At 63.3% G+C, this 25,372-nt stretch carries 22 protein-coding genes; 17 read left to right on the top strand and 5 right to left on the bottom strand.

Annotated features, from left to right (window positions below; all coding sequences use genetic code 11):
* Nucleotides 1-13: 13 nt before the first annotated feature.
* A complete protein-coding gene (gene ubiB / locus B2585_RS01395; protein ID WP_292019223.1) occupies nt 14-1,543 on the bottom strand; it encodes a 2-polyprenylphenol 6-hydroxylase in 1,530 nt (509 codons plus the stop codon).
* Nucleotides 1,543-2,292, bottom strand: coding sequence for a bifunctional demethylmenaquinone methyltransferase/2-methoxy-6-polyprenyl-1,4-benzoquinol methylase UbiE (gene ubiE / locus B2585_RS01390; protein ID WP_292019222.1), 750 nt, complete (start codon nt 2,290-2,292; stop codon nt 1,543-1,545). Before ubiE ends, ubiB begins: the two co-directional genes overlap by 1 nt.
* Before the next feature lie 95 nt (nt 2,293-2,387).
* Between ubiE and B2585_RS01385 the strand changes: the two genes are divergently transcribed.
* The 3 genes from B2585_RS01385 (at nt 2,388) to B2585_RS01375 (ending at nt 4,734) form a co-directional block, all read left to right on the top strand.
* Nucleotides 2,388-3,041 (top strand): hypothetical protein, encoded by a 654-nt coding sequence (locus B2585_RS01385; protein WP_292019221.1) that lies wholly within the window; start codon nt 2,388-2,390, stop codon nt 3,039-3,041.
* Nucleotides 3,042-3,893 (top strand): bifunctional DNA-formamidopyrimidine glycosylase/DNA-(apurinic or apyrimidinic site) lyase, encoded by an 852-nt coding sequence (gene mutM, locus B2585_RS01380; protein WP_292019220.1) that lies wholly within the window; start codon nt 3,042-3,044, stop codon nt 3,891-3,893.
* Nucleotides 3,894-3,957: 64 nt separating this feature from the next.
* Nucleotides 3,958-4,734 (top strand): enoyl-CoA hydratase, encoded by a 777-nt coding sequence (locus tag B2585_RS01375; RefSeq protein WP_292019219.1) that lies wholly within the window; start codon nt 3,958-3,960, stop codon nt 4,732-4,734.
* On the opposite strand, the gene B2585_RS01370 is transcribed toward B2585_RS01375, so the two are convergent.
* Complete coding sequence (locus B2585_RS01370) at nt 4,731-6,785, bottom strand: DEAD/DEAH box helicase (RefSeq protein ID WP_292019218.1); 2,055 nt, start codon at nt 6,783-6,785, stop codon at nt 4,731-4,733. The two genes, B2585_RS01375 and B2585_RS01370, sit on opposite strands and share 4 nt — an antisense overlap.
* Before the next feature lie 281 nt (nt 6,786-7,066).
* Here B2585_RS01370 and rpsT point away from each other — a divergent pair, with 281 nt between their 5' ends.
* The 7 genes from rpsT (at nt 7,067) to gyrB (ending at nt 15,387) form a co-directional block, all read left to right on the top strand.
* On the top strand, nt 7,067-7,330 hold the full coding sequence (gene rpsT / locus B2585_RS01365; RefSeq protein ID WP_292019217.1) for a 30S ribosomal protein S20: 264 nt from the start codon (nt 7,067-7,069) through the stop codon (nt 7,328-7,330).
* A gap of 530 nt (nt 7,331-7,860) precedes the next feature.
* Nucleotides 7,861-9,231: a chromosomal replication initiator protein DnaA gene (dnaA, locus tag B2585_RS01360; RefSeq protein WP_292019216.1), complete on the top strand. Its 1,371-nt coding sequence runs from the start codon at nt 7,861-7,863 to the stop codon at nt 9,229-9,231.
* A gap of 141 nt (nt 9,232-9,372) precedes the next feature.
* Nucleotides 9,373-10,491: a DNA polymerase III subunit beta gene (gene dnaN, locus B2585_RS01355; protein WP_292019215.1), complete on the top strand. Its 1,119-nt coding sequence runs from the start codon at nt 9,373-9,375 to the stop codon at nt 10,489-10,491.
* Nucleotides 10,488-11,603: a DNA replication/repair protein RecF gene (gene recF / locus B2585_RS01350; RefSeq protein WP_292019214.1), complete on the top strand. Its 1,116-nt coding sequence runs from the start codon at nt 10,488-10,490 to the stop codon at nt 11,601-11,603. The genes dnaN and recF overlap by 4 nt, the downstream gene beginning before the upstream one ends.
* The gene (locus B2585_RS01345; RefSeq protein ID WP_292019213.1) at nt 11,600-12,016 is read left to right on the top strand and encodes a VOC family protein; all 417 of its coding nucleotides are present in this window, start codon (nt 11,600-11,602) and stop codon (nt 12,014-12,016) included. The genes recF and B2585_RS01345 overlap by 4 nt, the downstream gene beginning before the upstream one ends.
* A complete protein-coding gene (locus B2585_RS01340) occupies nt 12,013-12,633 on the top strand; it encodes a LysE family translocator (protein WP_292019212.1) in 621 nt (206 codons plus the stop codon). Before B2585_RS01345 ends, B2585_RS01340 begins: the two co-directional genes overlap by 4 nt.
* A gap of 336 nt (nt 12,634-12,969) precedes the next feature.
* Nucleotides 12,970-15,387, top strand: a complete 2,418-nt coding sequence (gene gyrB / locus B2585_RS01335) for a DNA topoisomerase (ATP-hydrolyzing) subunit B (protein WP_292019211.1) — start codon at nt 12,970-12,972, stop codon at nt 15,385-15,387.
* A 33-nt stretch (nt 15,388-15,420) separates the two neighbouring features.
* On the opposite strand, the gene B2585_RS01330 is transcribed toward gyrB, so the two are convergent.
* Nucleotides 15,421-16,581, bottom strand: a complete 1,161-nt coding sequence (locus tag B2585_RS01330; protein ID WP_292019210.1) for a CaiB/BaiF CoA transferase family protein — start codon at nt 16,579-16,581, stop codon at nt 15,421-15,423.
* A 10-nt stretch (nt 16,582-16,591) separates the two neighbouring features.
* Nucleotides 16,592-17,791, bottom strand: coding sequence for an acyl-CoA dehydrogenase (locus B2585_RS01325; RefSeq protein ID WP_292019209.1), 1,200 nt, complete (start codon nt 17,789-17,791; stop codon nt 16,592-16,594).
* Nucleotides 17,792-17,885: 94 nt separating this feature from the next.
* Here B2585_RS01325 and B2585_RS01320 point away from each other — a divergent pair, with 94 nt between their 5' ends.
* From B2585_RS01320 to arsB, 7 genes are all read left to right on the top strand, one after another.
* The gene (locus B2585_RS01320) at nt 17,886-18,788 is read left to right on the top strand and encodes a LysR family transcriptional regulator (RefSeq protein ID WP_292019208.1); all 903 of its coding nucleotides are present in this window, start codon (nt 17,886-17,888) and stop codon (nt 18,786-18,788) included.
* A 96-nt stretch (nt 18,789-18,884) separates the two neighbouring features.
* On the top strand, nt 18,885-19,736 hold the full coding sequence (locus tag B2585_RS01315) for a fumarylacetoacetate hydrolase family protein (protein ID WP_292019207.1): 852 nt from the start codon (nt 18,885-18,887) through the stop codon (nt 19,734-19,736).
* 93 nt (nt 19,737-19,829) lie between these two features.
* Entirely contained in the window at nt 19,830-21,149 is a 1,320-nt protein-coding gene (locus B2585_RS01310; RefSeq protein ID WP_292019206.1) for an MFS transporter, read from the top strand.
* Nucleotides 21,150-21,228: 79 nt separating this feature from the next.
* Nucleotides 21,229-22,062: a helix-turn-helix domain-containing protein gene (locus B2585_RS01305; protein WP_292019205.1), complete on the top strand. Its 834-nt coding sequence runs from the start codon at nt 21,229-21,231 to the stop codon at nt 22,060-22,062.
* Complete coding sequence (locus B2585_RS01300; RefSeq protein WP_292019204.1) at nt 22,059-23,060, top strand: ArsJ-associated glyceraldehyde-3-phosphate dehydrogenase; 1,002 nt, start codon at nt 22,059-22,061, stop codon at nt 23,058-23,060. Before B2585_RS01305 ends, B2585_RS01300 begins: the two co-directional genes overlap by 4 nt.
* A complete protein-coding gene (gene arsJ, locus B2585_RS01295; protein WP_292019203.1) occupies nt 23,057-24,322 on the top strand; it encodes an organoarsenical effux MFS transporter ArsJ in 1,266 nt (421 codons plus the stop codon). The genes B2585_RS01300 and arsJ overlap by 4 nt, the downstream gene beginning before the upstream one ends.
* A complete protein-coding gene (arsB, locus tag B2585_RS01290) occupies nt 24,319-25,362 on the top strand; it encodes an ACR3 family arsenite efflux transporter (RefSeq protein ID WP_292019202.1) in 1,044 nt (347 codons plus the stop codon). The genes arsJ and arsB overlap by 4 nt, the downstream gene beginning before the upstream one ends.
* Nucleotides 25,363-25,372 lie beyond the last annotated feature (10 nt).

Raw genomic sequence — 25,372 nt, 5'->3', positions numbered from 1 at the left:
CGGCGTGACTCGATCAGAGCAGCGCTTCGATGAGGACCGCTGCAAGAGTGATCCCGGCGCCAAGCACCACATAGGCCATCGCGCGCAATGGGCGCGCCCGGTCGACGTGCTTTTGCGGAGTGGCCTGATTGATAAGCGCGGCCTCGGCGAGTTCCGGGAGACGCGGGCCGAAGCGTGACAGCACTTTCACGGTCTTCACGAGGTCTTCCAGAACAGCCTTGGGTCCAATCGCCTTGGCGATGTAGTCCTCGACCACCGGCCCTGCGACCTCCCAGATGTTGATATGGGGGTTGAGCGAGCGCGAGACGCCTTCGACGATGACCATCGTGCGTTGCAGATGGATGAGCTCGGTGCGCGTCTGCATCCCGAACTTCTCGGTCACTTCGAACAGGTAGGATAGAAGCCGCCCCATCGAAATCTGCGTGGCGTCCATGCCGAAGATCGGTTCGCCTACCGCCCTGAGGGCCCGGGCGAATTCGTCGACATCCTTGTCGGCGGGGACGTAGCCCGCTTCGAAATGCACCTCGGCCACGCGCTTGTAGTCGCGCTGGATGAAGCCGTAGAGGATCTCGGCATAGACCCGGCGCGTGTATTGGTCGATCCGCCCCATGATGCCGAAGTCGATGGCCAGGATGTCACCGTTCGGGGCGAATTTCAGGTTTCCCTGATGCATGTCGCCGTGAAAGAGCCCGTCGCGCAGCGCGTGAGAGAGGAACAGGTGCAGGACCCGGTTGCCGATCGCTTCGAGGTCGAGGGAAGAAGCGCGCAGCGTGGCCAGGTCGTTGGCTGGTGTGCCTCCGGCCCAGTCCATCGTCATCACGCGGCGCGACGACAGGCCCCAGTTGATCGCGGGCACGACGAAACCCGCGTCACCCTTGGTGTTCTCGGCGAATTCTGACGCGGATGACGCCTCTTGCCGCAGGTCGAGTTCGCCCAGCACGACGTTCTCGAAATGGTTCACCACGTCCTGGGGGCGCAGGCGGCGGGTCTGGGGCAGGAGAAGCTCGATCACGCGGGCGGCGAAATGGAAGGTGTCGAGATCGGTGCGGAAGGCGCGTTCGATCCGCGGGCGCAGAACCTTGACCGCGACCTCCTGCCCGGTCGCGCGGATGCGAGCCCGGTGAACCTGCGCAATGGAGGCGGCCGCGACGGCTTCGGAGAACTCGGAAAAGACGTCGTCGACCGAGATTTCAAGCTCACGCTCAATGGTCTTGCGGGCAACGTCCGTCGGGAACGGGTCGAGCTTGTCCTGAAGATACTGGAGCTGTTCCGCCATCTCTTCCCCGACCACGTCGGGCCGGGTCGAGAGGATCTGACCGAACTTGATATAGGCCGGGCCCATCGCGGTCACGGCCCGCGTCACAGGCGGGAGCGAGGGGTCGCCCCGGCGCCCGAGCCAGGCGAAGGTCCAACTCACCGTGCGCGTGGCCACCTTGACGAGGGGCGGCGCGTTCATCGCATGAAGTACCTGCCCAAGCGCGCCCGTGCGGGCGAAGGTCGCGCCGGTCCGGATCAGGCGCCAGATATTGATTGGGCCTCTCATCAGAGTTTCCAGCCAGAGTGCAGTGCCGCGATGCCCATCGTGAGGTTGCGGTATTTCACCTGATCGAACCCGGCGGAGCGGATCATGCCCGCGAAGGTTTCCTGATCGGGGAAGCGGCGGATGGATTCCACGAGGTATTGGTAGCTGTCACGGTCGTTCGCGATGACCTGCCCCATGCGCGGAATGATATTGAACGAATACAGGTCATAGGCTTTCTGCATCATGTCGTTCGGGATCTGGCTGAACTCCAGCACCATGAGCCGCCCGCCGGGTTTGAGCACGCGGTAGGCCTCTGCGAGCGCGTCCTGGATGCGTGTCACGTTCCGAATGCCGAAGCTGATCGTGTAAACATCGAAGCTGCTGTCCTCGAACGGAAGCGCCATTGCATCGCCCACGACCCAGTCCAGGCTTGTGGCCATCTGTTCTGCCTCGGCACGCTTGCGTCCTTCGACGAGCATCGACTCGGTCATGTCGCAGACGGTCGCGTGGGCGCCGGGGGCACGGCCGAGAAACCGGAAGGCGACGTCGCCGGTCCCACCGGCCACGTCGAGCAGCTTCTGGCCCGGGCGCGGGGCGAGCCAGTCCATCATGGCGTCTTTCCAGACCCGGTGAATCCCCATGCTCATCACGTCGTTCATGATGTCGTACTTCGAGGCGACATTGGTGAAGACCCCGTGGACCATCCCGGCCTTCTGGTCCTCGTCCACTTCCCGGTAGCCGAAATGCGTTGTCTTCTTCGCGTCGGTCATGCGTAGCGCCTCATTTTCGTCAGGTTGGCAATATACCTACGCGTCGCAAACGACAAACGACTTAACATCGATTGACGAAGGGTCGCAGGCACAGCATGGACCTCGTACCGACCGGCGTGACCGGCTGGCTCCAGCCCGGCAGCCCCCTGATCCCTATCCTCTTGCTCGTGCTGGGCGTGCCCGTTGTGTCGATCGGGCTGAAGCTCTTGCTGCGCGCAGCCATTGGCGGGCGGGCGCGGACGGCGCGGGCCGACCCTGTGCACGCCAGGCCCCTCCCTCAGGACGGCGAGGCGCCGGCGCAGGGACCGCGCATGGACCGGCACCGCTCCATCGAAACCACCTATCCTGCAGCACCGGGGGTCAGGTACACCGCCACACTCGGCCTTGCCGCGCTTCTCTGGGTCATCCGACCCGCGCTGCCAAGTGAAACGGGTGGCGTCCTGCGCCAGCCCGGATTCTCGCTTTCCGGCGAACATGGGTGGGAGATTTTCGCGCTGATCGCCGTGGTCTGCCTCCTCTATCTGCGCCATATCTGGACCTATCGCATCGAGCTGGACGGGCCGTATATCTCGTGGCGCACGCTCGGGTTTCGGCGTCATGCGCATGATCTGCGCGAGTTGGAGAATATCGCGGATGGCGGTCCGTACACGCTGCGCCTATATTTCAGGAATGGCGCAAGAGGCGATCTGATGAAGCAAGTCACAGGGAGAACGGAGTTGCGCGCGCGGCTGGAGGCGTATCGCCCCTAGATGCCCGAACTCCCCGAAGTGGAAACCGTGCGTCGCGGGCTGGAGCCCGTGATGACCGGCAAGAGGATCGTGCGGGCCGAGGTCCGGCGCGAGGGGCTGCGCTGGCCGTTTCCCGAGCGGATGGCAGAGCGGCTGACCGGGGCCAGCGTGCTTGGCCTGCGGCGGCGGTCGAAGTACATCCTCGCCTATCTGGACACGGACGAGACATGCCTCATCCATCTTGGCATGTCGGGGCGCATCCTGATCTCCGGCACCACGCTGGGGAAATTCCATCACGAACACCCCGCGCCAGAGAAACACGACCACGTCGTGCTCGACATAGAGGGCGGGGCGCGGATCACGCTGAACGACCCGCGCCGGTTCGGGGCGATGGATCTGTTCACAACCGGCACCGGTGATCTTCATCCGCTGATCTCGGCACTGGGGCCGGAACCGCTCGGCAACGCCTTTGACGAACCTTACCTGATCGCGCGTCTCGCCGGAAAGAACACGCCGATCAAGGCGGCGCTCCTCGACCAGCGGATCGTGGCGGGGCTGGGCAACATCTATGTCTGCGAGGCGCTGCACCGCGCCCATATCCACCCGGCGCGCAAGGCCGGGCGCATCTCGGCCGCGCGGATCGCGACGCTCGTCCCGATCATTCGGACGGTTTTGAACGAGGCGATTGCCTCAGGCGGGTCTTCCCTGCGCGACTACCGGCAGGCCGATGGCGAGTTGGGATATTTTCAACACACATTCCGCGTCTACGACCGAGAGGGTGCCGCGTGCAAGACACCGGGCTGCAACGGAAAAATCGCGCGAATCGTGCAGTCGGGACGATCGTCCTTCTACTGCCCGCGCTGTCAAAGATGACTTGAAGCCTGATCCGAGACTCGCTTAGGCATGGGCGGACTGCATCAAAGGGGCACTTGTCCAAATGGCATATGACAACATCATCGTGGATGTCGAAGATCACGTCTGCACGATCAAGCTGAACCGGCCTGACGCGCTCAATGCGCTCAACATCGAGCTGCTGCGCGAACTGGGTAAGGCGCTGGCCGAAGGGCAGAAGAACGACAAGGTGCGCTGTTTCATCATCACCGGTTCGGAGAAGGCGTTTGCCGCGGGAGCCGACATCAAGATGATGTCTGAGAAGAGCTTTACCGACGTGTTCTCGGGCGACCTGTTCACGCCGGAAGAAGCTGCGATCATGCGCATCCGCAAGCCGATCATCGCGGCCGTGTCGGGCTATGCGCTGGGCGGCGGCTGTGAGCTGGCCATGATGTGCGATTTCATCATCGCCTCGGACACCGCCAAATTCGGCCAGCCGGAGGTCAACCTCGGCGTGATGGCCGGAATGGGTGGCACCCAGCGACTCACACGTCTCGTCGGTCGTGCCAAGTCGATGGACATGAACTTGACCGGCCGCTTCATGGAGGCCGAAGAAGCCGAGCGTGCGGGGCTCGTGAGCCGCGTCGTGCCCTGCAAGAAGCTGATGGACGAAGCGACCGCGGCGGCCAAGAAGATCGCCGAAAAGAGCATGATCTCGGTGATGGCGATCAAGGAATCGGTGCACCGCTCCGACCAGATGCCGCTGTCCGAGGCGATCCTGTTCGAGCGCCGCGTCTTTCACTCCATGTTCGCCGCCGAGGACCAGAAAGAGGGCATGGCGGCCTTCATCGAGAAACGCGAGCCGCAGTTCCGCGACCGTTAATCGCCCGGCTTGCGGCGGGGCTTGGCGTTCCCGCCTTTGCTCTGCGCCGGTTTACCCTTGCGCGGACCGGTCGGCTTGGCCCCCGGTTTGCGAAAACTCTTGGATGCGTCCGCGGCCCCGGGCTTGCCAGCCGGGCGCGGCTTGGACGCGGGCGCGGCGGCGGGTTTCTTGTCCGCGCGTGGCTTGGCGGATTTCGCGCCGTCCTTTTTGCCTTCCCACCGGGGTTTGTCGCCCTTCGGTCCGGGCTTGTCACCCTTCGGGGCCGGCTTGGTGCGCGGCTTGTAAGGCGCGGTTGCCCCGGTCTCTTCCTGCGCCTTGCGTTTGTCGGCGAACTTCCGTTTTGCCCCGTCATGCTCGCGCGGCTTCGGGGCCCGGTCCGGACGATCCTCGCGCGGCTTTGCGTCGCGTTTGTCGCGCTGTGGCCGGTCGTGTGGACGCGGAGCATTGCTGCGCTCGGGCCTCGGACGCGGCCCAAGCTCGGGGGCGCCGTCCAGGGCCCGGGCCTTGATGCCTTCGTCCAGCTCGCCGTCTGCGCCGAGGGCCGCGAGGAATCCGGAGGCGCTCTTTTCCGTTATCTCGACGAAAGTCTCGTCGTTCTGCACCCGGATCGCGCCAATGTCGGCCTTGTCCATGCCGCCCGTGCGCAGAAGCAGGGGGAGAAGCCAACGGGCCTCGGCCTTGTCCTTCTGCCCGATGGACAGGGCGAACCAGCGGCTTGGCCCGAACGCCTTGCGCTCCTTGCGCTCAGGTTTCGTGTCCGGCGGCAGGAGATCTTCGGGCGCGCCCTGACGTGACTGGAACAGGCGGAGGTAGGCGGCGGCGACGGTTTCAGCGTCGTATTGCGCGAGCAGTTTTTCGGCAAAGGCGCGTCCGGCGTCAGAGACCGGCTCGGACCAGACGGGGTCGGACAAAAGCCGTTCCTCATCGCGCGCAAGGATGTCGTCGGCGGAGGGCGCCGTCCGCCATTCGGCGTCGATCTTGGCCCACCCGAGCAGGCGCTCGGTGCGTTTCGTATCACGCGGCGGGACGATGAGGGCCGAGATACCCTTGCGCCCGGCCCTGCCCGTGCGGCCTGAGCGGTGCAGCAGGCTTTCGGTGTTCTTCGGCAGATCGGCATGAATCACGAGGTCGAGGTTCGGCAGATCGATCCCGCGCGCCGCGACATCCGTGGCCACGCAGACCTGCGCACGCCCGTCGCGCATGGCCTGAAGCGCATGCGTGCGCTCGTTCTGACTCAATTCACCCGACAGGCTCACCACCGCGAGTCCCCGGTTGGACAGGCGTGCGGTCAGGTGCGCGACCGCCGCGCGGGTGTTGGCAAAGACGATGGCGTTTTCCGAGTCGTGGTAGCGCAGAAGGTTGAAGATCGCGTGCTCGCCGTCTGTCTGAGCCACCCGGATCGCCTGATAGGCGATATCGGTGTGCTGGGTCGAACCCGTCACCGTGTTGATGCGCGCGGCGTCGCGTTGATACTGCTTGGCGAGTTTGGCGATGGCTGGCGGCACCGTGGCCGAAAACAGCAGGATGCGCCGTTCTGCGGGCGCTTCCTCCAGCATGAATTCTAGGTCTTCGCGGAAGCCGAGGTCGAGCATCTCGTCGGCCTCGTCCAGCACGATCGCGCGCAGGGCGTTCATGTCGAGCGAGCCCCGCTGAATGTGGTCGCGCAGACGGCCCGGCGTCCCGACGACGATATGTGCGCCACGCTCCAGCGCCCGACGTTCATCGCGCATGTCCATGCCGCCGACGCAGGAGGTGACGCGCGCCCCGGTCTTGGCGTAAAGCCAGCCCAACTCGCGCATCACCTGCATCGCCAGTTCGCGCGTGGGCGCGACGACGAGGGCCAGCGGCAGGCCTGCGGGCCCGAAACTCTCCGCCTCTTCCAGAAGCGTCGGCGCGATGGCGAGGCCAAAGCCCACCGTCTTGCCGGACCCCGTCTGCGCAGAGACCAGAAGGTCGCGTGCCACGAGGTCGGGATCGCTCACAGCCTCCTGTACCGGGGTCAGGGTGTCATAGCCGCGCTCGGCGAGCGCTTCGGAAATCAGGCGGGTCATGTCGGGTCCGTTGTCTTGGGTGCCAGTCGCACCTGTGGGCGCGGCAGGCTCCGCGCAAGATCAGCGTCCGTAACGCCTGTGTGCCCGGTTGTATATGGTTTTCGCGCCATTTGGCCGGTTCCGGGGCGATTCTAGGCTTCACAACGCCCCGGAAACCGCCTATAGGCCGCCGTTACATGCGCGTGAGACCCGCCAAGGTCGGAATCAGCCGGTATCGAACCCGGTCGGGGCTCGTCTCGTGCAACCAGTATTGAAACGAACCCGACGAAGGGAAGATCACCATGGCGAATTCGCCCCAAGCCAAAAAGCGCGCCCGTCAGAACGAGCGCCGCTTTGCCGTCAACAAAGCCCGCCGTTCGCGCATCCGCACCTATCTGCGCAAAGTCGAAGAGGCGATCGCCTCGGGTGACAAGGACGCGGCTCAAACCGCTCTGCGCGAAGCCCAGCCCGAACTGATGCGCGGCGTCACCAAGGGCGTGTTCCACAAGAACACCGCTGCCCGGAAAATGTCCCGCCTCACCTCGCGGGTGAAGTCGCTGGGCTGAGCCTGGACCTGACGTAACGACCAGATTTTTGGAGCGCAGCCCCCCCGGGGCCGCGTTCTTTTTTCGTGCTGCGTTTTTGGTGCCAATGCGCCACGGTGCCCGCAATCCGGTCGCGGTGTCCGATTCGACAGGCACCCGGATTCTGCCTGTAAATATTGGATAAGTGATAGCGGCTCTGGATTCGTTTTCGCATACCCAGAGTCAAGCGCGAAGATCAGTTGCGACTCTCTGCGCCCCCCTCCTATTTTGATCCTGCGATTCATTTCGCTGACTTGGGACAGCGCGGGCGACGGGGGTGGGGATCTCCGTCTTGCCGCACCGGAGGGATCTGAGGGGGTACCTTCGGTTTTCGTGTCGGACGCATCAAGCTTTGCTGGCTCTGCCGGTGGGCGGGTGCGTTCTGCTCGACGACCGACTCTTTGCGGGGTCGGCGCCGCCTGTGCCTTGTCACGATTTGTGCGCCCCGGTCGATGACGGCCGGGCCTGGCGTTAGCAGTGCGCCGACAATGGTGAAGCAGGTCAAAGACGAGATGACAGACACGATGTGGGGACAAGTACGCGCGCAGCTCGAGAAATCGGTGGGCCAGAACAACTATCGCAACTGGATCGAGCCTCTCGAGTTCGCTGATCTGGAAGGGGGCGTGGCCACCTTCCTCGTTCCCACGAACTTCATGGGAACCTGGGTTCAGCGTAACTTCGGCGAACAAATCCTGCGCCATATGATCAGCGCCGGTGCAAAGGTTTCGCGCCTCGAGTTCGTGGTGCCTGCGTCGGCCCCACAGGCCCGCGCCGCAACCACCGGAGAGACGCCTCCGCCGGCAAACGGAAATGGTCGCCCGGCCCGGACCGGTGGCGGTGAGCTGCCCGGAGCGCCTCTCGACAAGCGCTTCACCTTCGACAACTTCGTCGTCGGCAAGCCCAACGAGCTGGCACATGCCGCCGCTCGTCGTGTGGCCGAGGGTGGCCCGGTCACGTTCAACCCGCTGTTTCTTTATGGCGGCGTGGGGCTCGGCAAGACGCACCTGATGCACGCCATCGCCCACGAGATGCAGGAACGGAACCCGGACCTGCGGGTCGTCTACCTCTCCGCTGAACAGTTCATGTATCGCTTCGTGCAGGCGCTGCGCGAAAAGCAGATGATGGATTTCAAGCATCTCTTCCGTTCGGTCGACGTGCTCATGGTCGACGATGTTCAGTTCATCGCGGGCAAGGATTCGACGCAGGAAGAGTTCTTCCACACGTTCAACGCGCTCGTGGATCAGAACAAGCAGATCATCATTTCCGCGGACCGGGCGCCGGGCGAGATCAAAGACCTTGAAGAGCGGATCAAGTCGCGCCTTCAATGTGGCCTCGTCGTCGATCTGCATCCGACCGATTACGAACTCCGCCTCGGTGTGCTCCAGACCAAGGTGGCCGCCTATCGCGAGCAATACCCGGATCTGTCGATCGCCGACGGAGTGCTGGAATTCCTCGCCCACCGGATCACCACCAACGTCCGCGTGCTCGAAGGCGCTCTGATGCGGCTCTTTGCTTTCGCCTCGCTCGTCGGCGGTGAGATCACCCTGGAGCGTGCGCAGGAATGTCTGACCGATGTGCTGCGCGCTTCGGACCGCAAGGTCACGGTGGAGGAGATTCAACGCAAGGTGGCAGAGCATTACGGCGTGCGCTTCTCGGACATGATCGGGCCCAAAAGGCTGCGCTCCATCGCGCGTCCGCGTCAGGTTGCGATGATGCTCTCCAAGGAACTCACGACACGTTCCTATCCCGACATCGGGCGCCGGTTCGGCGGGCGGGACCATTCAACGGTCATGCACGCGGTGAAGCGGGTCGAGGAGCTTATCAAGAGCGACCAGCAGATTGCCGAGGACGTGGAGCTTCTGCGCCGGCTTCTGGAGCACTGAGGCCGGTCTTTCGGCGCGCGGCAGGGCCTTGACCCTGCGGTCAATCACTCAGAGAGTGCAAAAAACCTTGAGACGGGCGGGGAACCGGGTAATGTCGCCGTCCCGGGGCCATTTCGGCCCGCGATAATCCGGGAGTGGGACATGAAGATTTCCGTCGAACGCGCCGTGCTGCTCAAGGCAGTGGGACAGGCGCAATCGGTCGTCGAGCGCCGCAACACCATTCCGATCCTCGCCAACGTGCTGATCGAGGCTGAGGGCGATACGGTCAGTTTCCGTGCGACCGACCTCGACATCGAGGTGGTGGACAAGGCGCCGGCGATGGTCGAACGCGCCGGCGCGACCACGGTCAGTGCCGTGACGCTCCATGAAATCGTCCGAAAGCTGCCGGATGGGGCGATGGTCAACCTCACCGATGACGGGGCCTCGGGTCGCCTGACGGTGGAGGCGGGACGGTCGAACTTCTCGCTCGCCACGCTCCCGAAAGAAGACTTCCCGGTAATGACCACGTCGGAATACGCCGCCAATTTCTCGGCCCCAGCGCCGGTGCTGCGCCGGCTTTTCGACAAGTCGAAATTCGCGATCTCGACCGAAGAAACCCGCTATTACCTCAACGGCGTCTACATGCACGTCTCAGACTCCGAAGGGGGCCGCGTGCTGCGCTGCGTCGCGACCGACGGCCACCGCCTCGCGCGGATCGACGCCGACCTCCCGCCGGGTGCCGAGGATCTGCCGGGTGTGATCGTGCCGCGCAAGACGGTGGGCGAGCTGCGCAAACTTCTGGACGATGACGACATGCAGATCGCCGTGTCAGTTTCCGAAACCAAGGTGCGCTTCGCCACGCCCGATATCACGCTGACGTCCAAGGTGATTGACGGGACCTTCCCCGATTACACCCGCGTCATCCCGACAGGGAACACCAAGAAGATGGAAGTGGACGCGAGCGAATTCGCCAAGGCGGTGGACCGTGTCGCAACGGTATCGTCCGAACGCTCCCGCGCCGTGAAGCTTGCACTGGGCGAGGACAAGCTCACGCTGTCCGTCAACGCGCCCGATGCCGGTGCGGCTGAGGAAGAGCTTGTCGTGGCCTATGCCGACGAACCGATGGAGATTGGGTTCAACGCCAAGTATCTGCTCGAAATCGCGAGTCAGGTGGACCGCGAGAATGCCGTGTTCATGTTCAACTCCGCAGGCGACCCGACCCTGATGCGCGAAGGTAACGATACCTCTGCCGTCTATGTCGTCATGCCGATGCGCGTGTGACAGGCCTCTACCTTCGAGAACTGACCCTTTCGCATTTCCGCTCGCACCGCCGCGCGTCGCTCACGCTCGACGGGCGGCCGGTGGCGATTTTCGGGCGCAATGGAGCGGGCAAGACCAACATCCTCGAGGCGGTAAGCCTCATGTCCCCTGGTCGGGGACTGCGCGGTGCGGCGGCCGAGGATATGGCGCGCCGGCCTGAAGCAGTGGGATGGAAGCTTTCGGGTGTGCTCCAGTCGCTCCACCAAATCCACGAGGTCGAGACATGGGCGGAGCCGGGCGGGTCGCGCACGGTGACGATCGACGGAAAGACGGCACCGCAGGTCGCGCTGGGCCGGATCGCGCGGGTCACATGGCTGGTGCCGGTGATGGACCGCCTGTGGGTCGAAGGGGCTGACGGCCGGCGCAAGTTCCTCGACCGGATGGCGATGAGCTTCGAGCCGGGGCATGGCGACGCTGTGCTGACCTATGAAAAGGCGATGCGCGAGCGAAACCGGCTCCTGAAAGACGGCCACCGCGATGCGCATTGGTACAGCGCGCTGGAGGCCCAGATGGCGCAGTCCGGGGCCGCGATACAGGAAAACCGGGCGCGCACCGTGGCGCTCATCGTCGGCGCGCAGATGGTGGCCGAAACGGCCTTTCCGGTTGCCGAGCTGAAGCTCCTCCATGCAGAAGGCGCCGAGACGGGTCCGGAGGGTGAGAGCGAGCTGGCCGACGCCTTTGCCGAAAGCCGTCCGCGTGACCTCCTCGCAGGGCGGACGCTGGTCGGGCCACATCGGGCCGATCTTGCTGCGACCTATGCCGAAAAGGCGATGCCCGCGCGTGAATGTTCCACGGGCGAGCAGAAGGCGTTGCTCGTCTCGCTCATCCTCGCTCACGGTCGTGCGCTGGCGCAGGACTTCGGCGCGCCGCCGATGCTCCTTCTGGACGAGGTCTCGGCCCACCTCGACGCCCAGCGCCGCGCGGCGCTTTATGACGAGATCGTCGCGCTGGGTGCGCAAGCCTTTCTCACCGGCACCGGACCGGAGCTGTTTACAGACCTTGGCGACCGGGCCATGCATATCGAAGTCCGCGACGAGGCGGGCCAATCCCTGATCCAGGAGGTCGCGCCATGAAGGCCAACCGCGTCACGCTCATCACCCTCGGTGTCGCCGATACCAAGCGCGCCCGCACCTATTACGAGGCGCTCGGCTGGGAGGTGGAGGAAGACCTTGGCGAGGCGGTGTTCTTTGCCATGAACGGTATGAAGTTCGGCTTCTTCACGCTCGAAGGATTGGCCAATGAAACCGGCAAGCCGGTGGAAGAGCTCAGGACGGGGGCCATGACGCTCGCCCAGAATTTCAGCTCGCCGGAGGAGGTGGAGGCGATGTTCACCCGTGCGGTCGCATCTGGCGGCACGGCGCTTGCCCAGCCGTTCAAGACCGACTGGGGCGGCTATTCCTCCTACGTCGCAGACCCGGACGGTCATGTCTGGGAATACGCGCATAATCCGTTCTGGACCCTCGACGAGGAGGGGCGCATCGCGTGACGCTTTCTGCGGCTGATGCGGGGCTATATGCCTTTGCGCTTCTCGTCCTTTTCCTGACACCGGGGCCGGTCTGGATGGCCCTGCTGGCCCGCGCGATGTCCGGCGGTTTTCACGCAGCCTGGCCGCTCGCGCTCGGGGTCGCTGTTGGCGATGCGCTCTGGCCGCTTCTGGCCATCCTCGGGATGAGCTGGGTCGCCACCGAGTTCGAGGGTGTCACGGTCCTCCTGAAATTCGTGGCCTCGGCATTCTTTCTCTGGCTGGGCTGGACGATCATCCGCAACGCCGACAAGCAGATCGCGGCGGACAGCCGCCTTACGCGCCCGGGCATGTGGGCGGGCTTCGTCGCCGGCGTGATCGTGATCCTCGCGAACCCGAAGGCGATCCTGTTCTACATGGGGATGTTGCCGGGGTTCTTTGACCTCACCCGACTGACTTGGGCAGACATCGCATTGATCGTCGCCCTGTCGATTGCGGTGCCGCTCTTTGGGAATGTCCTCATGGCCGCGTTCATCGGGAAGCTGCGGGACCTGCTGTCGTCACCGACCGCTTTGCGCCGTCTGAACCTGTCCGCAGGTGCACTGCTGATCGTCGTAGCGGCAATCATACCCTTTACCTGAGGCCCTCATTCGCCACCTGCGCGTGTGCCCTCCCTCTCCAGGATGAAGAAGACCGGCGCGATGATGAGAGCCATCAGTGGCGCCATGATGGGGTGCGTCAAGAACCCGACGCCAAGCCCGATACAGACTGAAAAAAGAACTGGCCGCCATGCGTGCATTTCATCACCTCCTTTGGGCTGTATGGAGTGTGTCTCACCCACTCGCGTCGCAGGGTTGTCGAAGCTGTGAAAATCCCCGGGCAAAAGCCTCGGATGCAACGCTAATTATCGTGTCCTTCGCGTGACATTCCCCGTGGAAAAAGCTAAAAACAGTCAACAAAAAAACAGGAAGGCTCTCATGGCCGACGACGTGCAGAACAACTCAGATTACGGCGCAGATTCCATCAAGGTTCTCAAGGGCTTGGAGGCAGTTCGCAAACGTCCCGGTATGTACATCGGCGACACTGACGACGGCAGCGGTCTGCACCATATGGTCTATGAGGTTGTCGATAACGGGATTGATGAGGCTCTGGCGGGGCATGCGGACTTCGTGAACGTCACCTTGCACGCGGATAACAGCGTATCCGTGCGTGATAACGGTCGCGGAATTCCGGTCGACATCCACCAGGAGGAGGGCGTCTCGGCGGCCGAGGTGATCATGACCCAGCTGCATGCTGGCGGGAAATTCGACTCGAATTCCTACAAGGTATCCGGTGGCCTTCACGGCGTTGGCGTCTCTGTGGTGAACGCACTGTCGAACTGGCTGGAACTCACGGTCTGGCGCGCGGGCAAGAAGCACGCGGCACGGTTCGAAAATGGTGAGACCGTCGAGCATCTCAAGGTGATCGGTGACGCCGAGGGCGAAACCGGGACCGAGGTCCGCTTTCTCGCCTCGACCAACACGTTTTCCAACCTCGATTACAGCTTCAAGACGCTGGAAAACCGGCTGCGCGAGCTCGCCTTTCTGAACTCCGGCGTGCGCATCATCCTGCGCGACGAACGCCCGGCCGAGCCGCTGGAGACCGAGCTGTTCTACGAGGGCGGGGTGAAGGAATTCGTGAAATACCTCGACCGGCACAAGACGCCGATGATCGAGGAGCCGATCTTCATCACCGGCGAGCGCGATGACATCACCATCGAAGTCGCGATGTGGTGGAACGACAGCTACAACGAGATGGTTCTGCCTTTCACCAACAACATTCCCCAGCGCGACGGCGGTACGCATATGGCGGGTTTCAGGGGGGCGCTGACGCGGACCATGAACCTCTACGCCAACTCCTCGGGTCTCGCGAAAAAGGAAAAGGTCGCCTTTACCGGCGACGACGCGCGCGAGGGGCTGACTTGTGTGCTTTCGGTGAAAGTGCCCGACCCCAAGTTCTCGTCCCAGACCAAGGACAAGCTCGTCTCGTCCGAGGTGCGTCCGGCAGTCGAAAGCCTGATGAACGAACGACTCGCGGACTGGTTCGAAGAACACCCGAACGAGGCCAAGATGATCGTCGGCAAGATCGTCGAGGCCGCTCTGGCGCGCGAGGCAGCGCGCAAAGCCCGCGAACTGACACGCAAGAAAGCGTCGCACGATGTCGCGAGCCTTCCGGGCAAACTGGCGGACTGCCAGGAACGCGACCCCGCCAAGCGCGAGATTTTCATTGTCGAGGGTGACTCTGCTGGCGGATCGGCCAAACAGGGCCGCTCGCGCCACAATCAGGCGGTTCTGCCGCTCCGGGGCAAGATCCTGAACGTGGAACGGGCCCGGTTCGACCGTATGCTCGGCTCTGAAACCGTGGGAACGCTCATAACCGCTTTGGGCACAGGGATCGGGCGCGACGAATTCGACATCGAAAAGCTGCGTTACCACAAGATCGTCATCATGACGGACGCCGACGTCGACGGCGCGCACATCCGCACACTGCTTCTGACGTTCTTCTATCGCCAGATGCCCGAGATCATCGAGGGCGGATACCTCTACATCGCCCAACCGCCGCTCTACAAAGTCGCGCGGGGACGGTCTGAGGTCTATATCAAGGACGTGCCGGCGCTTGAGGACTACCTCATCACCCAGGGTGTCGACGGGGCCGTTCTCCGGCTCAAGTCCGGCGAAGAGATCGCGGGGCCCGACCTTACCCGCGTCATCGAGGGCGCGCGCACGTTCAAACGCGTTCTGGACGCTTTCCCGACGCACTACCCGCGCAACATCCTAGAACAGGCCGCGCTTGCCGGCGCCTTCGACCCCGGCGCTGCGGACGGGGACCTGCAGACCGTGGCCGACCGCGTGGCGGAACGGCTCGACCTCGTCGCGGTGGAATACGAGAAGGGTTGGAACGGCCGCATCACGCAGGACCACGGTATCCGCCTTTCCCGCGTCCTGCGCGGGGTTGAGGAAATCCGCACCCTCGACGGCGCCGTCCTTCGCTCCGGAGAGGCGCGGCGTCTGAGCCAGGTGTCGGCGGACAGCCGCGACGTCTACCGCGACCCGTCCTCACTCGTCCGCAAGGACCGCGACCAGGCCATCTATGGCCCGACCGACCTGTTTCAGGCGATCCTTACCGAGGGCGAAAAGGGCCTGTCGCTGCAACGCTACAAGGGGCTGGGTGAAATGAACCCAGACCAGCTATGGGAAACCACCCTGGACCCCGAGGCGCGGACGCTCCTCCAGGTCAAGGTCGAAGACCTCGCCGACGCAGACGACCTTTTCACCAAACTCATGGGAGACGTCGTGGAACCCCGCCGCGAGTTCATCCAGCAGAACGCGATGAACGTGGAGAATCTGGATTTCTGATCTGTTGTGGCTTTGCGCAACCTTTGTCGGCCGCTAGTCCTCTGAGCCGGTCATGAATCCCCAAGCGCCGGAGCCGAGGCCCGGTGCGGCGCTGTCGAGCGTCATGTCGCTGCGCGAAAAGCGGATCGGCGTTCTCAGGCCCTCGATCCCCTCGGGGTGAATACGCAGTTCGCGCGACAGGATCTGTGGGTCGGTCAGCGCCTCGGCCACCGTATTAATCGGCCCGCCGGGGACACCGACCGCCTCAAGCCGTTCGATAAGTTCGGCCTTGCCAATCGTCCGAGTGTGATCGGCCAGAAGATCGCAGAGGGTTTCGCGGTTCTCGACACGCGCTGCATTTGTGGAATAGCGGGTATCGTCCGCGAGCTCCGGTTGTCCGAACAGGGTGACGAGCGCGCGAAACTGCCTGTCGTTGCCGCAGGCGATGATGAGGTGGCCGTCCGCTGACGGAAACACCTGATATGGAACGATATTCGGGTGGGCATTGCCAAGTCGCGATGGCACCAAACCTCCCAACAGATAGTTGGTCGCCTGGTTTGCGAGCACGGAGACCCCGCAATCCAGAAGCGAAAGGTCAACGTGTTGACCCTTGCCTGAACGGGCCCGTTCGGCCAGTGCCGCCTGAATCCCGATAACGCCGTACAAGCCGGTAAAAATGTCGATCCAGGCCACGCCGACCTTCTGCGGTTCGCCGTCCGGCGGACCTGTCAGATCCATGATCCCGCACATGCCCTGGATCAGGAAATCGTAGCCCGGCTGCGACGCGCGCGGCCCGTCCTGCCCGAAGCCCGTCACCGAAGCGTAGATCAAGCCGGGGTTCAGCGCGGCGATGCTCTCGTAATCAAGCCCGTACTTGGCCAGACCTCCGACCTTGAAATTCTCGACCAGAATGTCCGCCTCAGCGATCAGCGACTTGAGGCGTTCCAGATCGTCAGGGCTCGCGAAATCGCAGGTGACTGAGCGCTTGCCGCGGTTGGCGCACTGAAAATAAGCGGCGACCGTTTCAGAGCCACCTTCAGGCAAAGGGCGTTCCACAAAGGGCGGACCCCAGCGCCGGGTGTCGTCACCCTCGGGGCTTTCCACCTTGATAACCTCGGCCCCCAGGTCCGCCAACGTCTGACCGATCCACGGACCGGCCAGAATGCGCGCCAGTTCGACGACCTTGAGGCCCTTGAGCGGTGCAGCGGTGTCCATCGCGGCCCGCTCAGCCAAACGCCTGAATGTCGGTGATTGCGCGGCCAAGGATCAGGGCGTGGACATCATGCGTGCCTTCGTAGGTATTCACCGTCTCGAGATTCTGGGCATGGCGCATCACATGGTAGCCGACCTGAATTCCGTTACCGCCGTGCATGTCGCGGGCCATCCGCGCGATGTCGAGCGCCTTGCCGCAGTTGTTGCGTTTGATGAGCGAAATCATCTCCGGGGCGAACTTGTTTTCGTCCATCAGACGTCCGACCCTCAGCGCTGCCTGGAGCCCGAGCGCGATCTCGGTCTCCATGTCTGCGAGCTTCTTCTGGTAAAGCTGTGTCGCGGCGAGGGGGCGGTTGAACTGGTGACGGTCCAGCCCATACTGCCGCGACCGATGCAGGCAATCCTCGGCGGACCCCATGACGCCCCAGGATATGCCGTAACGCGCGCGGTTGAGGCATCCGAAGGGACCGCCCATGCCCTGAACGTTGGGCAAAAGCGCATCTTCCCCGACCTCGACATTGTCCATCACGATTTCGCCGGTAATCGACGCCCGCAGGCTGAGTTTGCCGCCGATCTTGGGCGCGGTCAGGCCCTTCATACCCTTTTCGAGCACGAAGCCGCGCACCTTGCCGTCATGGGCGTCGGATTTGGCCCAAACCACGAAGACATCGGCGATCGGCGCGTTCGAAATCCACATCTTGGACCCGTTGAGGACGTAACCGCCATCGGTCTTGGTCGCGCGGGTCTTCATGCCGCCAGGGTCCGAACCGGCATCGGGCTCGGTCAGACCGAAACAGCCGATGAATTCGCCGCTGGCAAGCTTGGGCAGGTACTTCTGTTTCTGCTCTTCCGAGCCGTAGGCGTAGATCGGGAACATCACGAGCGAACTCTGCACCGACATCATCGAGCGGTAACCGCTGTCCACCCGTTCAACCTCCCGCGCCACCAGCCCGTAGGACACATAAGAAGCGCCGACGCCGCCGTATTCCTCCGGCACTGTCACACCCAGCAGGCCCATCTCGCCCATTTCGCGAAAGATTTCGGGGTCGGTCTTTTCCTCGAGATACGCTTCTTCGACACGCGACATCAGGCGATCCTGCGCGAAGCTGCGCGCGGTTTGCGAGATCATGCGCTCCTCATCGGTCAGCTGATCTTCGAGCAGAAAGGGATCGGCCCAATTGAACGAACCACCTTTGTGGGATGTTGCGGACATTGCGGGTCTCCTCCATGTCGACCGGTCGGATTCAGATTTCAGCGAAACTATGAATGGAAAGGGTGGGATAAAAGCTCTATTTTTGCATCAATCCATGCATGGAATGAATGAATTGCGGCAAAGACGCTTTCTCCCGTCGATCAAGCTCCTGTTGGCGTTCGACGCCGTGGTGCGCCATCGCTCAGTCACCGCTGCGGCCGGCGAACTGAGCCTCACACAGAGCACGGTCAGCCGGTTGATCCTGACTCTTGAAGAACAACTGGGCAAGGAACTCTTCACCCGAGAGCGTCGGCGGCTCGTTCCCAATGCCGCCGCGATCAGCTATCAGCGAGACGTCTCACGGGCGCTGGACATGATCCAGCGGGCTTCGATGTCTGTCGTGACCAATCCCGAGGGCGGCACACTGTCGCTGGCCGTGCTGCCCACCTTCGCGACCCGGTGGCTGGGTCCGCGTCTTGGTGCGTTTCTGAACGCCCATCCCGGTGTGGCCGTGAACATGTCGACCCGTATCGGCAGGTTCGATTTCGCAGGCGAGGTGTTCGACGCCGCGATTTACTACGGCCAGCGGGACTGGGAGGGCGCGCGACACCTCAAGCTTTTCGACGAGACCGTGACGGCCTGCGTGTCACCGGCATTTGCCGCATCACGCCGTCTCGACCGACTGGAGGATCTCGACGATGTGCCAATGCTCCATCTGGAGAGTCGGCCGACGGTCTGGGCCGACTGGTTCGAAGGGCAGGGAGGCACGGCATCCGGCGCGGGCGGCATGCTGGTGGACCAGTTCTCAATGATGATCCAGGCGGCGATTTCCGGGCTCGGCATCGCGCTCCTGCCCGACTACCTCGCTCAGATCGAGATTGCAGAGGGACGCCTTGTCCCGGTGCTTCGGCAGGCCGTTCCGGTGCGCGGTGCCTATTGGCTGGTCTGGCCACCCGACAAGGATGACCACGCGCCGCTCCAGGCTTTCCGCCAGTGGTTGTCGGCCGAAACTGCCTGACAGCGAAATTTCGGGGCCGTACGGACGTGAGTGCCTTGCAATCGCTTGGGCTGAAATGGTTTCTTGGCTCAGTCACGGTCAAGGAGAAACGGATCCATGCGTTTTCTGAGCTACATCGACAACGGCAAGCGCGGACTGGCCGTGAAAACCGAAGACGGTTTTCGCGGTTTGCTGGATGATACAGCGGGCTACCCCGGAAGCCTCGACGATATCGTGCGGAGCGGCGATTTCGCAGGGGCCGCGCGTGCGCTCGAAGCGGGCGACCTGATCGACGCCGAGGCCGTGATGGCCGACCTGCCATTTCATCGCGCGGCCAAGCTGCTCTGCGTCGGCCTGAACTACGCCGACCATGCGCAGGAGACCCGGATGGAGGTGCCGCCTTTCCCAACGGTCTTCGTGCGTTTCAATGGCAATTGCGTGCCCCACGGCGGCAACCTCGTGAAACCGGATGCTTCGGACCAGTTCGACTACGAAGGCGAGTTGGTCGCGGTGATCGGCAAGCGCGGGCGGGCAATTTCCCGAGCGGATGCGCTGGATCACGTCGCGGGCTACACGATCTTCAATGACGGCTCGATCCGCGATTACCAGATGCAGACGAACCAGTGGACCATCGGTAAGAACTTCGACTCCACCGGTGCAATGGGGCCGTACTTCGTGACCTCGGATGAATTGCCCGCCGGGGCGAAGGGCCTGAAGGTGTCGACCCGCCTTAATGGCGCGACGCTTCAGGACGGTTCCACCGATGACATGATCTTCGACGTGGCGGACCTCGTGTCCAAACTCAGCCTCGGGATGACACTTGAGCCGGGCGACCTGATCGTGACGGGAACACCCGCTGGCGTCGGAATGGGGCGCGACCCGCAGGTCTACATGAAGCCCGGCGATGTCTGTGAGGTCGAGGTGGAAGGCATAGGCGTCCTTCGCAACGCAGTCGTCTCGGAGAACTGACCAAAATTCTTAATAGTTCTATGCCGGGAGGCGGCGCGATTCCGTGATCGCCGGATGCTTGGGCGGTCGCTGCGCTCGCTGTATGGTCGGTTCATGTTCGACGTTCTCGCCGACCGCACCTACCGGCACCTGTTTCTTGCGCAGGTCGTGGCCCTGCTCGGCACCGGGCTTGCCACCGTGGCGCTTGGCCTTCTTGCCTACGACCTCGCTGGCGAGCGGGCCTCGGTCGTTCTCGGCACGGTTTTCACGATCAAGATGGTGGCCTATGTCACCATCGCGCCCATCGCGGGGGCATTCGCCGACCGGGTGAACCGGCGCGTATTCCTCGTCACGCTCGATTTGATCCGCGCGGCGGTCGCGCTCTGCCTGCCATTTGTCACTGAGGTCTGGCAGGTCTATGTCCTGATCTTCCTGCTCCAGTCGTCTTCTGCCGCATTCACCCCGACGTTTCAGGCGACGATCCCGGACGTATTGCCTGAAGAAGAACGATATACCCGCGCGCTGTCGCTGTCCCGGCTCGCATACGACTTCGAGAACATCGTGAGCCCGACCCTTGCCGCGCTCCTGCTGGCGGTGCTGAGCTACGGCACGTTGTTCATCGGCACCACGGCGGGGTTCATCGCGTCCGCATTGCTCGTCGTTTCTGTCCTGTTTCCCGGCCCCAAAGCCGGGACGCGGCGCGGGATCTATGACCGAACCACCCGTGGCATACGCATCTACCTTGCGACGCCTCGTCTGCGTGGGTTGCTGGCACTGAATCTCGCCGCCGCAAGCGCCGGGGCAATGGTGCTTGTCAATTCCGTCGTGCTGGTGCGCGGAACGCTGGGATTGGGCGAAACCGCCCTGGCCTGGACGATGTTCGCTTTCGGGGCTGGGTCGATGGTCGCCGCCCTTGCTTTGCCGCGCATTCTCGCCCGTGTGACGGACCGCCCCGTCATGGTGGCCGGGGCTGCGACGATGGTGGCCGGACTGCTCGCTCTGGCCGGGGTGGTGTTCTTTGCCCGACTGACTTGGCCCCTTCTTCTTGTCACATGGCTGATCGTCGGTCTTGGCTACTCGGCAGTGCTCACGCCTTCCGGTCGCCTCCTGCGCCGCTCTGCTCATTCGGAGGACCGGCCGGCAGTGTTCGCCGCTCAGTTCGCCCTATCGCACGCATGTTGGCTGGTGACCTATCCGCTGTCCGGCTGGCTTCTGACGTCCTTGGGCCCGGTCGCCGCCCTCTCGGGCCTCGCGCTGCTGGCGGCCCTCGGAATCGTGGCCGCCTTGCGTTTCTGGCCCGTAGGCGATCCGGTCGAAATAGAGCATGAGCACAAGAACCTGCCGCGAGATCATCCGCATTTGCAGGGGCATCGTCGCCACTCCCATCCTCTGGTCATCGACGACGCGCACCCGCGCTGGGGTTCGCAGTTCTGAACACGCCGGGCCGTCCGGCATGACATTTTTACAAAATCTTCATTCGCCATGAGCGCTTTATTTCGATAATCCATGAAATATGGAAATGATGATTCCCGATCAGTTGACCACTCTCGGTCATCCCGTGCGACTCGCGGTGTTCCGGCTCCTGATGCGCCGGTATCCCGATCGCGTCCCGGCGGGTGAGCTTTCGTCGGCCTTGGACGTGAAGCCCAGCACCATGTCGGCCTACCTGGCCGCGCTTCAGAGAGCGGGTCTTGTGGAGCAGACACGGTCGGGCACGTCGCTTCTTTATTCGATCCACATGGCGAGCGTGCGACAGATGTTCGGTTTCCTGCTTACCGACTGCTGCCGCGGCCGCCCGGACCTTTGCACACCGTTTCGCGTGGGAGACACCCCGATGCCCGACCAGAAGTATAACGTGCTCTTCATCTGCACCGGCAATTCTGCCCGGTCCATCTTTGCTGAATCCTTGCTGCGACAGATCGCGGGGGGTCGTTTCGTTGCCTATTCGGCGGGAACGACCCCGAGCTCCGAGCTCAACCCATTCGCGCTCGAGGTGCTGTCTTCCAAGGGGCACGATATCGCACCGTTACGGGCCAAGAATGTCGCCGAATTCTCCGGCCCGGACGCGCCGCGACTGGATTTCGTGTTTACGGTCTGCAATCAGGCTGCGCACGAGGAATGCCCAGCTTGGGAAGGGCAGCCGGTCAACGGACACTGGGGCATGCCCGATCCCGTCAAATCAGTTGGCACACCCGCGGAAAAGGCGCTCGCGTTCCAGAAAGCCTATGGAGATCTGAAACGGCGGATCGAGATTTTTGCGGCACTTCCGATTGATGCGCTTGATCGCATCGCCCTTCAGAACGCTGTGGACGACATCGCCCGTGAAGGCGCGGGAGAGAGCGCATGACGACCTACGCACTTAATGGGCTCGGACGGATCGGCAAGCTGGCTCTGAAGCCGCTCCTGGAGCGCGGGGCCGAGATCGCCTGGATCAACGACGCGGTGGGCGACCCTGAAATGCACGCGCACCTTCTGGAGTTCGACACGGTTCACGGACGTTGGGACGCCGCATTTTCCCATGACGCTGACAGCGTGAAGGTCGATGGCACTCGGCTCCCGTTCATCGGCACGCGCGACCTGAACGCGCTCCCGCTTGAAGGTGTCGACGTGGTGATCGACTGCACAGGCGCGTTCAAGTCGGAAGCCAAACTCGCCCCCTATTTCGAGGCTGGGGTCAAGAAGGTCGTCGTGTCGGCACCGGTCAAGGACGGGCCGACTGCCAATATCGTCATCGGCGTGAACGACGACACATACGATCCGCAAACCCATGACATCGTGACGGCAGCGTCCTGCACCACCAACTGCCTCGCCCCGGTCGTGAAGGTAATCCACGAATCCCTGGGCATCCGTCACGGCTCGATCACGACAATCCACGACGTCACCAACACGCAGACCATCGTTGACCGTCCTGCAAAGGACCTCCGCCGTGCGCGGTCGGCCCTGAATTCCCTGATCCCGACGACGACCGGCTCGGCCACCGCGATCACGCTGATCTATCCGGAGCTTGCGGGGCGGCTGAACGGTCACGCTGTGCGGGTGCCGCTTCTGAACGCGTCGCTCACCGATTGCGTGTTCGAGGTAGAGCGTGAGACGACCGCGCAAGAAGTCAACGCGCTCTTTGCGGCCGCTGCGGCGGACGGCCCCCTCAAGGGCATCCTCGGCTACGAGGAGCGGCCGCTCGTCTCGACCGACTATACCAACGATACACGCTCATCCATCATCGACGCCCCATCCACGATGGTCGTGAACGGAACGCAGGTGAAGGTATACGCCTGGTACGACAATGAGATGGGCTATGCACACCGGCTCGTGGACGTAGCACTTATGGTCGGGGGCGGGCTGTGAGCGAACGGCCCGAGGGCTTGTCCGCCTACATCGCCGTGACGGCAGCCTATTGGGCCTTCATGCTCACGGACGGGGCGCTCAGGATGCTTGTCCTGCTGCACTTCCATACGCTCGGATTCAGCCCGGTGCAGTTGGCCTATCTCTTCGTGCTCTACGAAGTCGCCGGGATGGTCACGAACCTGACCGCCGGCTGGATCGCCGCGCGCTTTGGCCTCACGTCGACGCTCTATGCTGGCTTGTCCATCCAAGTGGCCGCGCTTCTCGCCCTCACGCAGCTCGACCCGAATTGGACCATCGCCGCGTCGGTCGCTTTCGTGATGTGCGTTCAGGGGGCGTCGGGTGTGGCCAAAGACCTGTCGAAGATGTCGTCCAAATCGGCAGTCAAACTGCTCGCCCCGGCCGAGGGCGGGGGCCTCTTTCGCTGGGTTGCGGTTCTAACCGGGTCCAAGAACGCGGTGAAGGGACTGGGCTTTCTGCTGGGCGCTGCACTCCTCGCCACGCTCGGCTTCGTTTGGGCGGTTCTGGTGATGGCCATTGTGCTGGCCGTGATCCTGGTCGCGGTCGTTCTCGCCATGCCGTCGGGCCTGCCGCGCGGACGCAAGGGGGCGAAGTTTTCCGAAGTTTTCTCGAAATCCGCCAACGTGAACTGGCTCTCGGCAGCGCGGGTCTTTCTCTTCGGCGCGCGCGACGTCTGGTTCGTCGTGGGAATCCCGATCTATTTCTATGCTGTCCTGTCGGACGGTACCGAGGCGGGCAACCGGGCCGCGTTCTTCATGATCGGCACCTTCATGGCGCTCTGGATCATCCTCTACGGCGCGGTGCAGGCATCCGCCCCCCGTATCCTGCGCGCCGCAATCCGCCCGGAAGGCGAACTCATCCGCGCGGCCCGAGGCTGGGCCGGCGCGCTTTTCGTTGTGCCGGCCGCGCTGACAGGCGCCACGTTGATCTCGCCGGACCCGCAAACCTGGCTCACGGTGACGCTCGTCATCGGGCTCCTCGTGTTCGGGGTGGTTTTCGCGGTCAACTCTTCGCTCCACTCCTATCTCATCCTTGCCTTCACGCAGTCCGAGAGGGTGACGATGGATGTGGGCTTTTACTACATGGCCAATGCCGGGGGACGACTAATCGGGACGCTTTTCTCCGGCCTTACCTATCAGATTGGCGGACTGCCCCTTGTCCTTGGAACCGCCGCACTCATGGTGGCGCTTGCCGCGCTGACATCGGGCAAGCTGGATGCGACGCCGCAGGAGGTCACGACATGAGCGTATTCGAACGATTCCTCAGCCTTTGGGTTCTGCTGGCGATGATCGGTGGGGTGATCGTCGGGCTGATTGCCCCAGGCCTCGTTGGCGCGATCGCCGTTGCCGAGGTGGCGAGTGTCAACCTTGTCGTGGCGGTCCTGATCTGGGCGATGGTCTATCCGATGATGGTCGGGGTGGATTTCGGCGCCGTCGCAGGTGTCGCGCGACAACCGCGCGGGCTGATTGTGACACTCACGGTGAACTGGCTCATCAAGCCTTTCACGATGGCGCTTCTGGCCGTGCTGTTTTTCGACCATGTGTTCGCCCCCCTGATCGCGCCCGAGGATGCGGCGCAGTACATTGCGGGGTTGATCCTGCTGGGGGCCGCGCCTTGCACCGCGATGGTCTTTGTCTGGTCGCAGCTCACGAAAGGTGATGCGACCTATACGCTGGTGCAGGTCTCGGTCAACGACCTCATCATGGTGGTAGCCTTTGCGCCCATCGTCGCTTTCCTGCTGGGCGTCACCGATCTGTCGGTGCCGTGGGAGACGTTGGTGCTTTCGACCGTTCTCTACGTCCTCCTGCCACTCATCGCGGGTCTTCTTACGCGCCGCCGGCTCGGCACGCAGGTGGCCATCGACGCGTTCTCGGCCCGGGTGAAACCGTGGTCCGTGGTCGGCCTCATCGCGACAGTCGCGATCCTGTTCGGGCTTCAGGGCGAAACGATCCTCGCCAAACCGCTGACCATCGTGCTCATCGCGGTGCCGATCCTGATCCAGAGTTACGGCATTTTCGCGCTGGCCTATGGCGCGGCTTTCGTTCTCAAAGTTCCTCACCGTATTGCGGCCCCCTGTGCGCTTATCGGCACGTCGAATTTCTTCGAACTGGCGGTTGCCGTGGCGATCAGCCTCTTCGGCCTGAACTCGGGCGCAGCTTTGGCGACCGTCGTCGGCGTGCTGGTGGAAGTCCCGGTCATGCTGTCGCTCGTCGCCTTCGCCAATCGCACGCGGGCGAAGTTTCCGGGGCCCGAGTCCGGAACAAAAGCCGGGACCCCCGGTTGAGGAAATGGAC

Source organism: Maritimibacter sp. UBA3975, from assembly GCF_002384975.1.
Taxonomy (GTDB): Bacteria; Pseudomonadota; Alphaproteobacteria; order Rhodobacterales; family Rhodobacteraceae; genus Maritimibacter.
The sequence above is the reverse complement of the archived record's forward strand: the minus strand, read 5'-3'. Positions and strand labels throughout refer to the sequence as shown.

Excerpts from the sequence above, each read along its gene's own strand:
- ubiB (WP_292019223.1), bottom strand. The coding sequence starts at position 1,543 with ATGAGAGGCCCAATCAATATCTGGCGCCTGATCCGGACCGGCGCGACC.
- ubiE (WP_292019222.1), bottom strand. The coding sequence starts at position 2,292 with ATGACCGACGCGAAGAAGACAACGCATTTCGGCTACCGGGAAGTGGAC.
- B2585_RS01385 (WP_292019221.1), top strand. The coding sequence starts at position 2,388 with ATGGACCTCGTACCGACCGGCGTGACCGGCTGGCTCCAGCCCGGCAGC.
- mutM (WP_292019220.1), top strand. The coding sequence starts at position 3,042 with ATGCCCGAACTCCCCGAAGTGGAAACCGTGCGTCGCGGGCTGGAGCCC.
- B2585_RS01375 (WP_292019219.1), top strand. The coding sequence starts at position 3,958 with ATGGCATATGACAACATCATCGTGGATGTCGAAGATCACGTCTGCACG.
- B2585_RS01370 (WP_292019218.1), bottom strand. The coding sequence starts at position 6,785 with ATGACCCGCCTGATTTCCGAAGCGCTCGCCGAGCGCGGCTATGACACC.
- rpsT (WP_292019217.1), top strand. The coding sequence starts at position 7,067 with ATGGCGAATTCGCCCCAAGCCAAAAAGCGCGCCCGTCAGAACGAGCGC.
- dnaA (WP_292019216.1), top strand. The coding sequence starts at position 7,861 with ATGACAGACACGATGTGGGGACAAGTACGCGCGCAGCTCGAGAAATCG.
- dnaN (WP_292019215.1), top strand. The coding sequence starts at position 9,373 with ATGAAGATTTCCGTCGAACGCGCCGTGCTGCTCAAGGCAGTGGGACAG.
- B2585_RS01345 (WP_292019213.1), top strand. The coding sequence starts at position 11,600 with ATGAAGGCCAACCGCGTCACGCTCATCACCCTCGGTGTCGCCGATACC.
- gyrB (WP_292019211.1), top strand. The coding sequence starts at position 12,970 with ATGGCCGACGACGTGCAGAACAACTCAGATTACGGCGCAGATTCCATC.
- B2585_RS01330 (WP_292019210.1), bottom strand. The coding sequence starts at position 16,581 with ATGGACACCGCTGCACCGCTCAAGGGCCTCAAGGTCGTCGAACTGGCG.
- B2585_RS01325 (WP_292019209.1), bottom strand. The coding sequence starts at position 17,791 with ATGTCCGCAACATCCCACAAAGGTGGTTCGTTCAATTGGGCCGATCCC.
- B2585_RS01320 (WP_292019208.1), top strand. The coding sequence starts at position 17,886 with ATGCATGGAATGAATGAATTGCGGCAAAGACGCTTTCTCCCGTCGATC.
- B2585_RS01315 (WP_292019207.1), top strand. The coding sequence starts at position 18,885 with ATGCGTTTTCTGAGCTACATCGACAACGGCAAGCGCGGACTGGCCGTG.
- B2585_RS01310 (WP_292019206.1), top strand. The coding sequence starts at position 19,830 with ATGTTCGACGTTCTCGCCGACCGCACCTACCGGCACCTGTTTCTTGCG.
- B2585_RS01305 (WP_292019205.1), top strand. The coding sequence starts at position 21,229 with ATGGAAATGATGATTCCCGATCAGTTGACCACTCTCGGTCATCCCGTG.
- B2585_RS01300 (WP_292019204.1), top strand. The coding sequence starts at position 22,059 with ATGACGACCTACGCACTTAATGGGCTCGGACGGATCGGCAAGCTGGCT.
- arsB (WP_292019202.1), top strand. The coding sequence starts at position 24,319 with ATGAGCGTATTCGAACGATTCCTCAGCCTTTGGGTTCTGCTGGCGATG.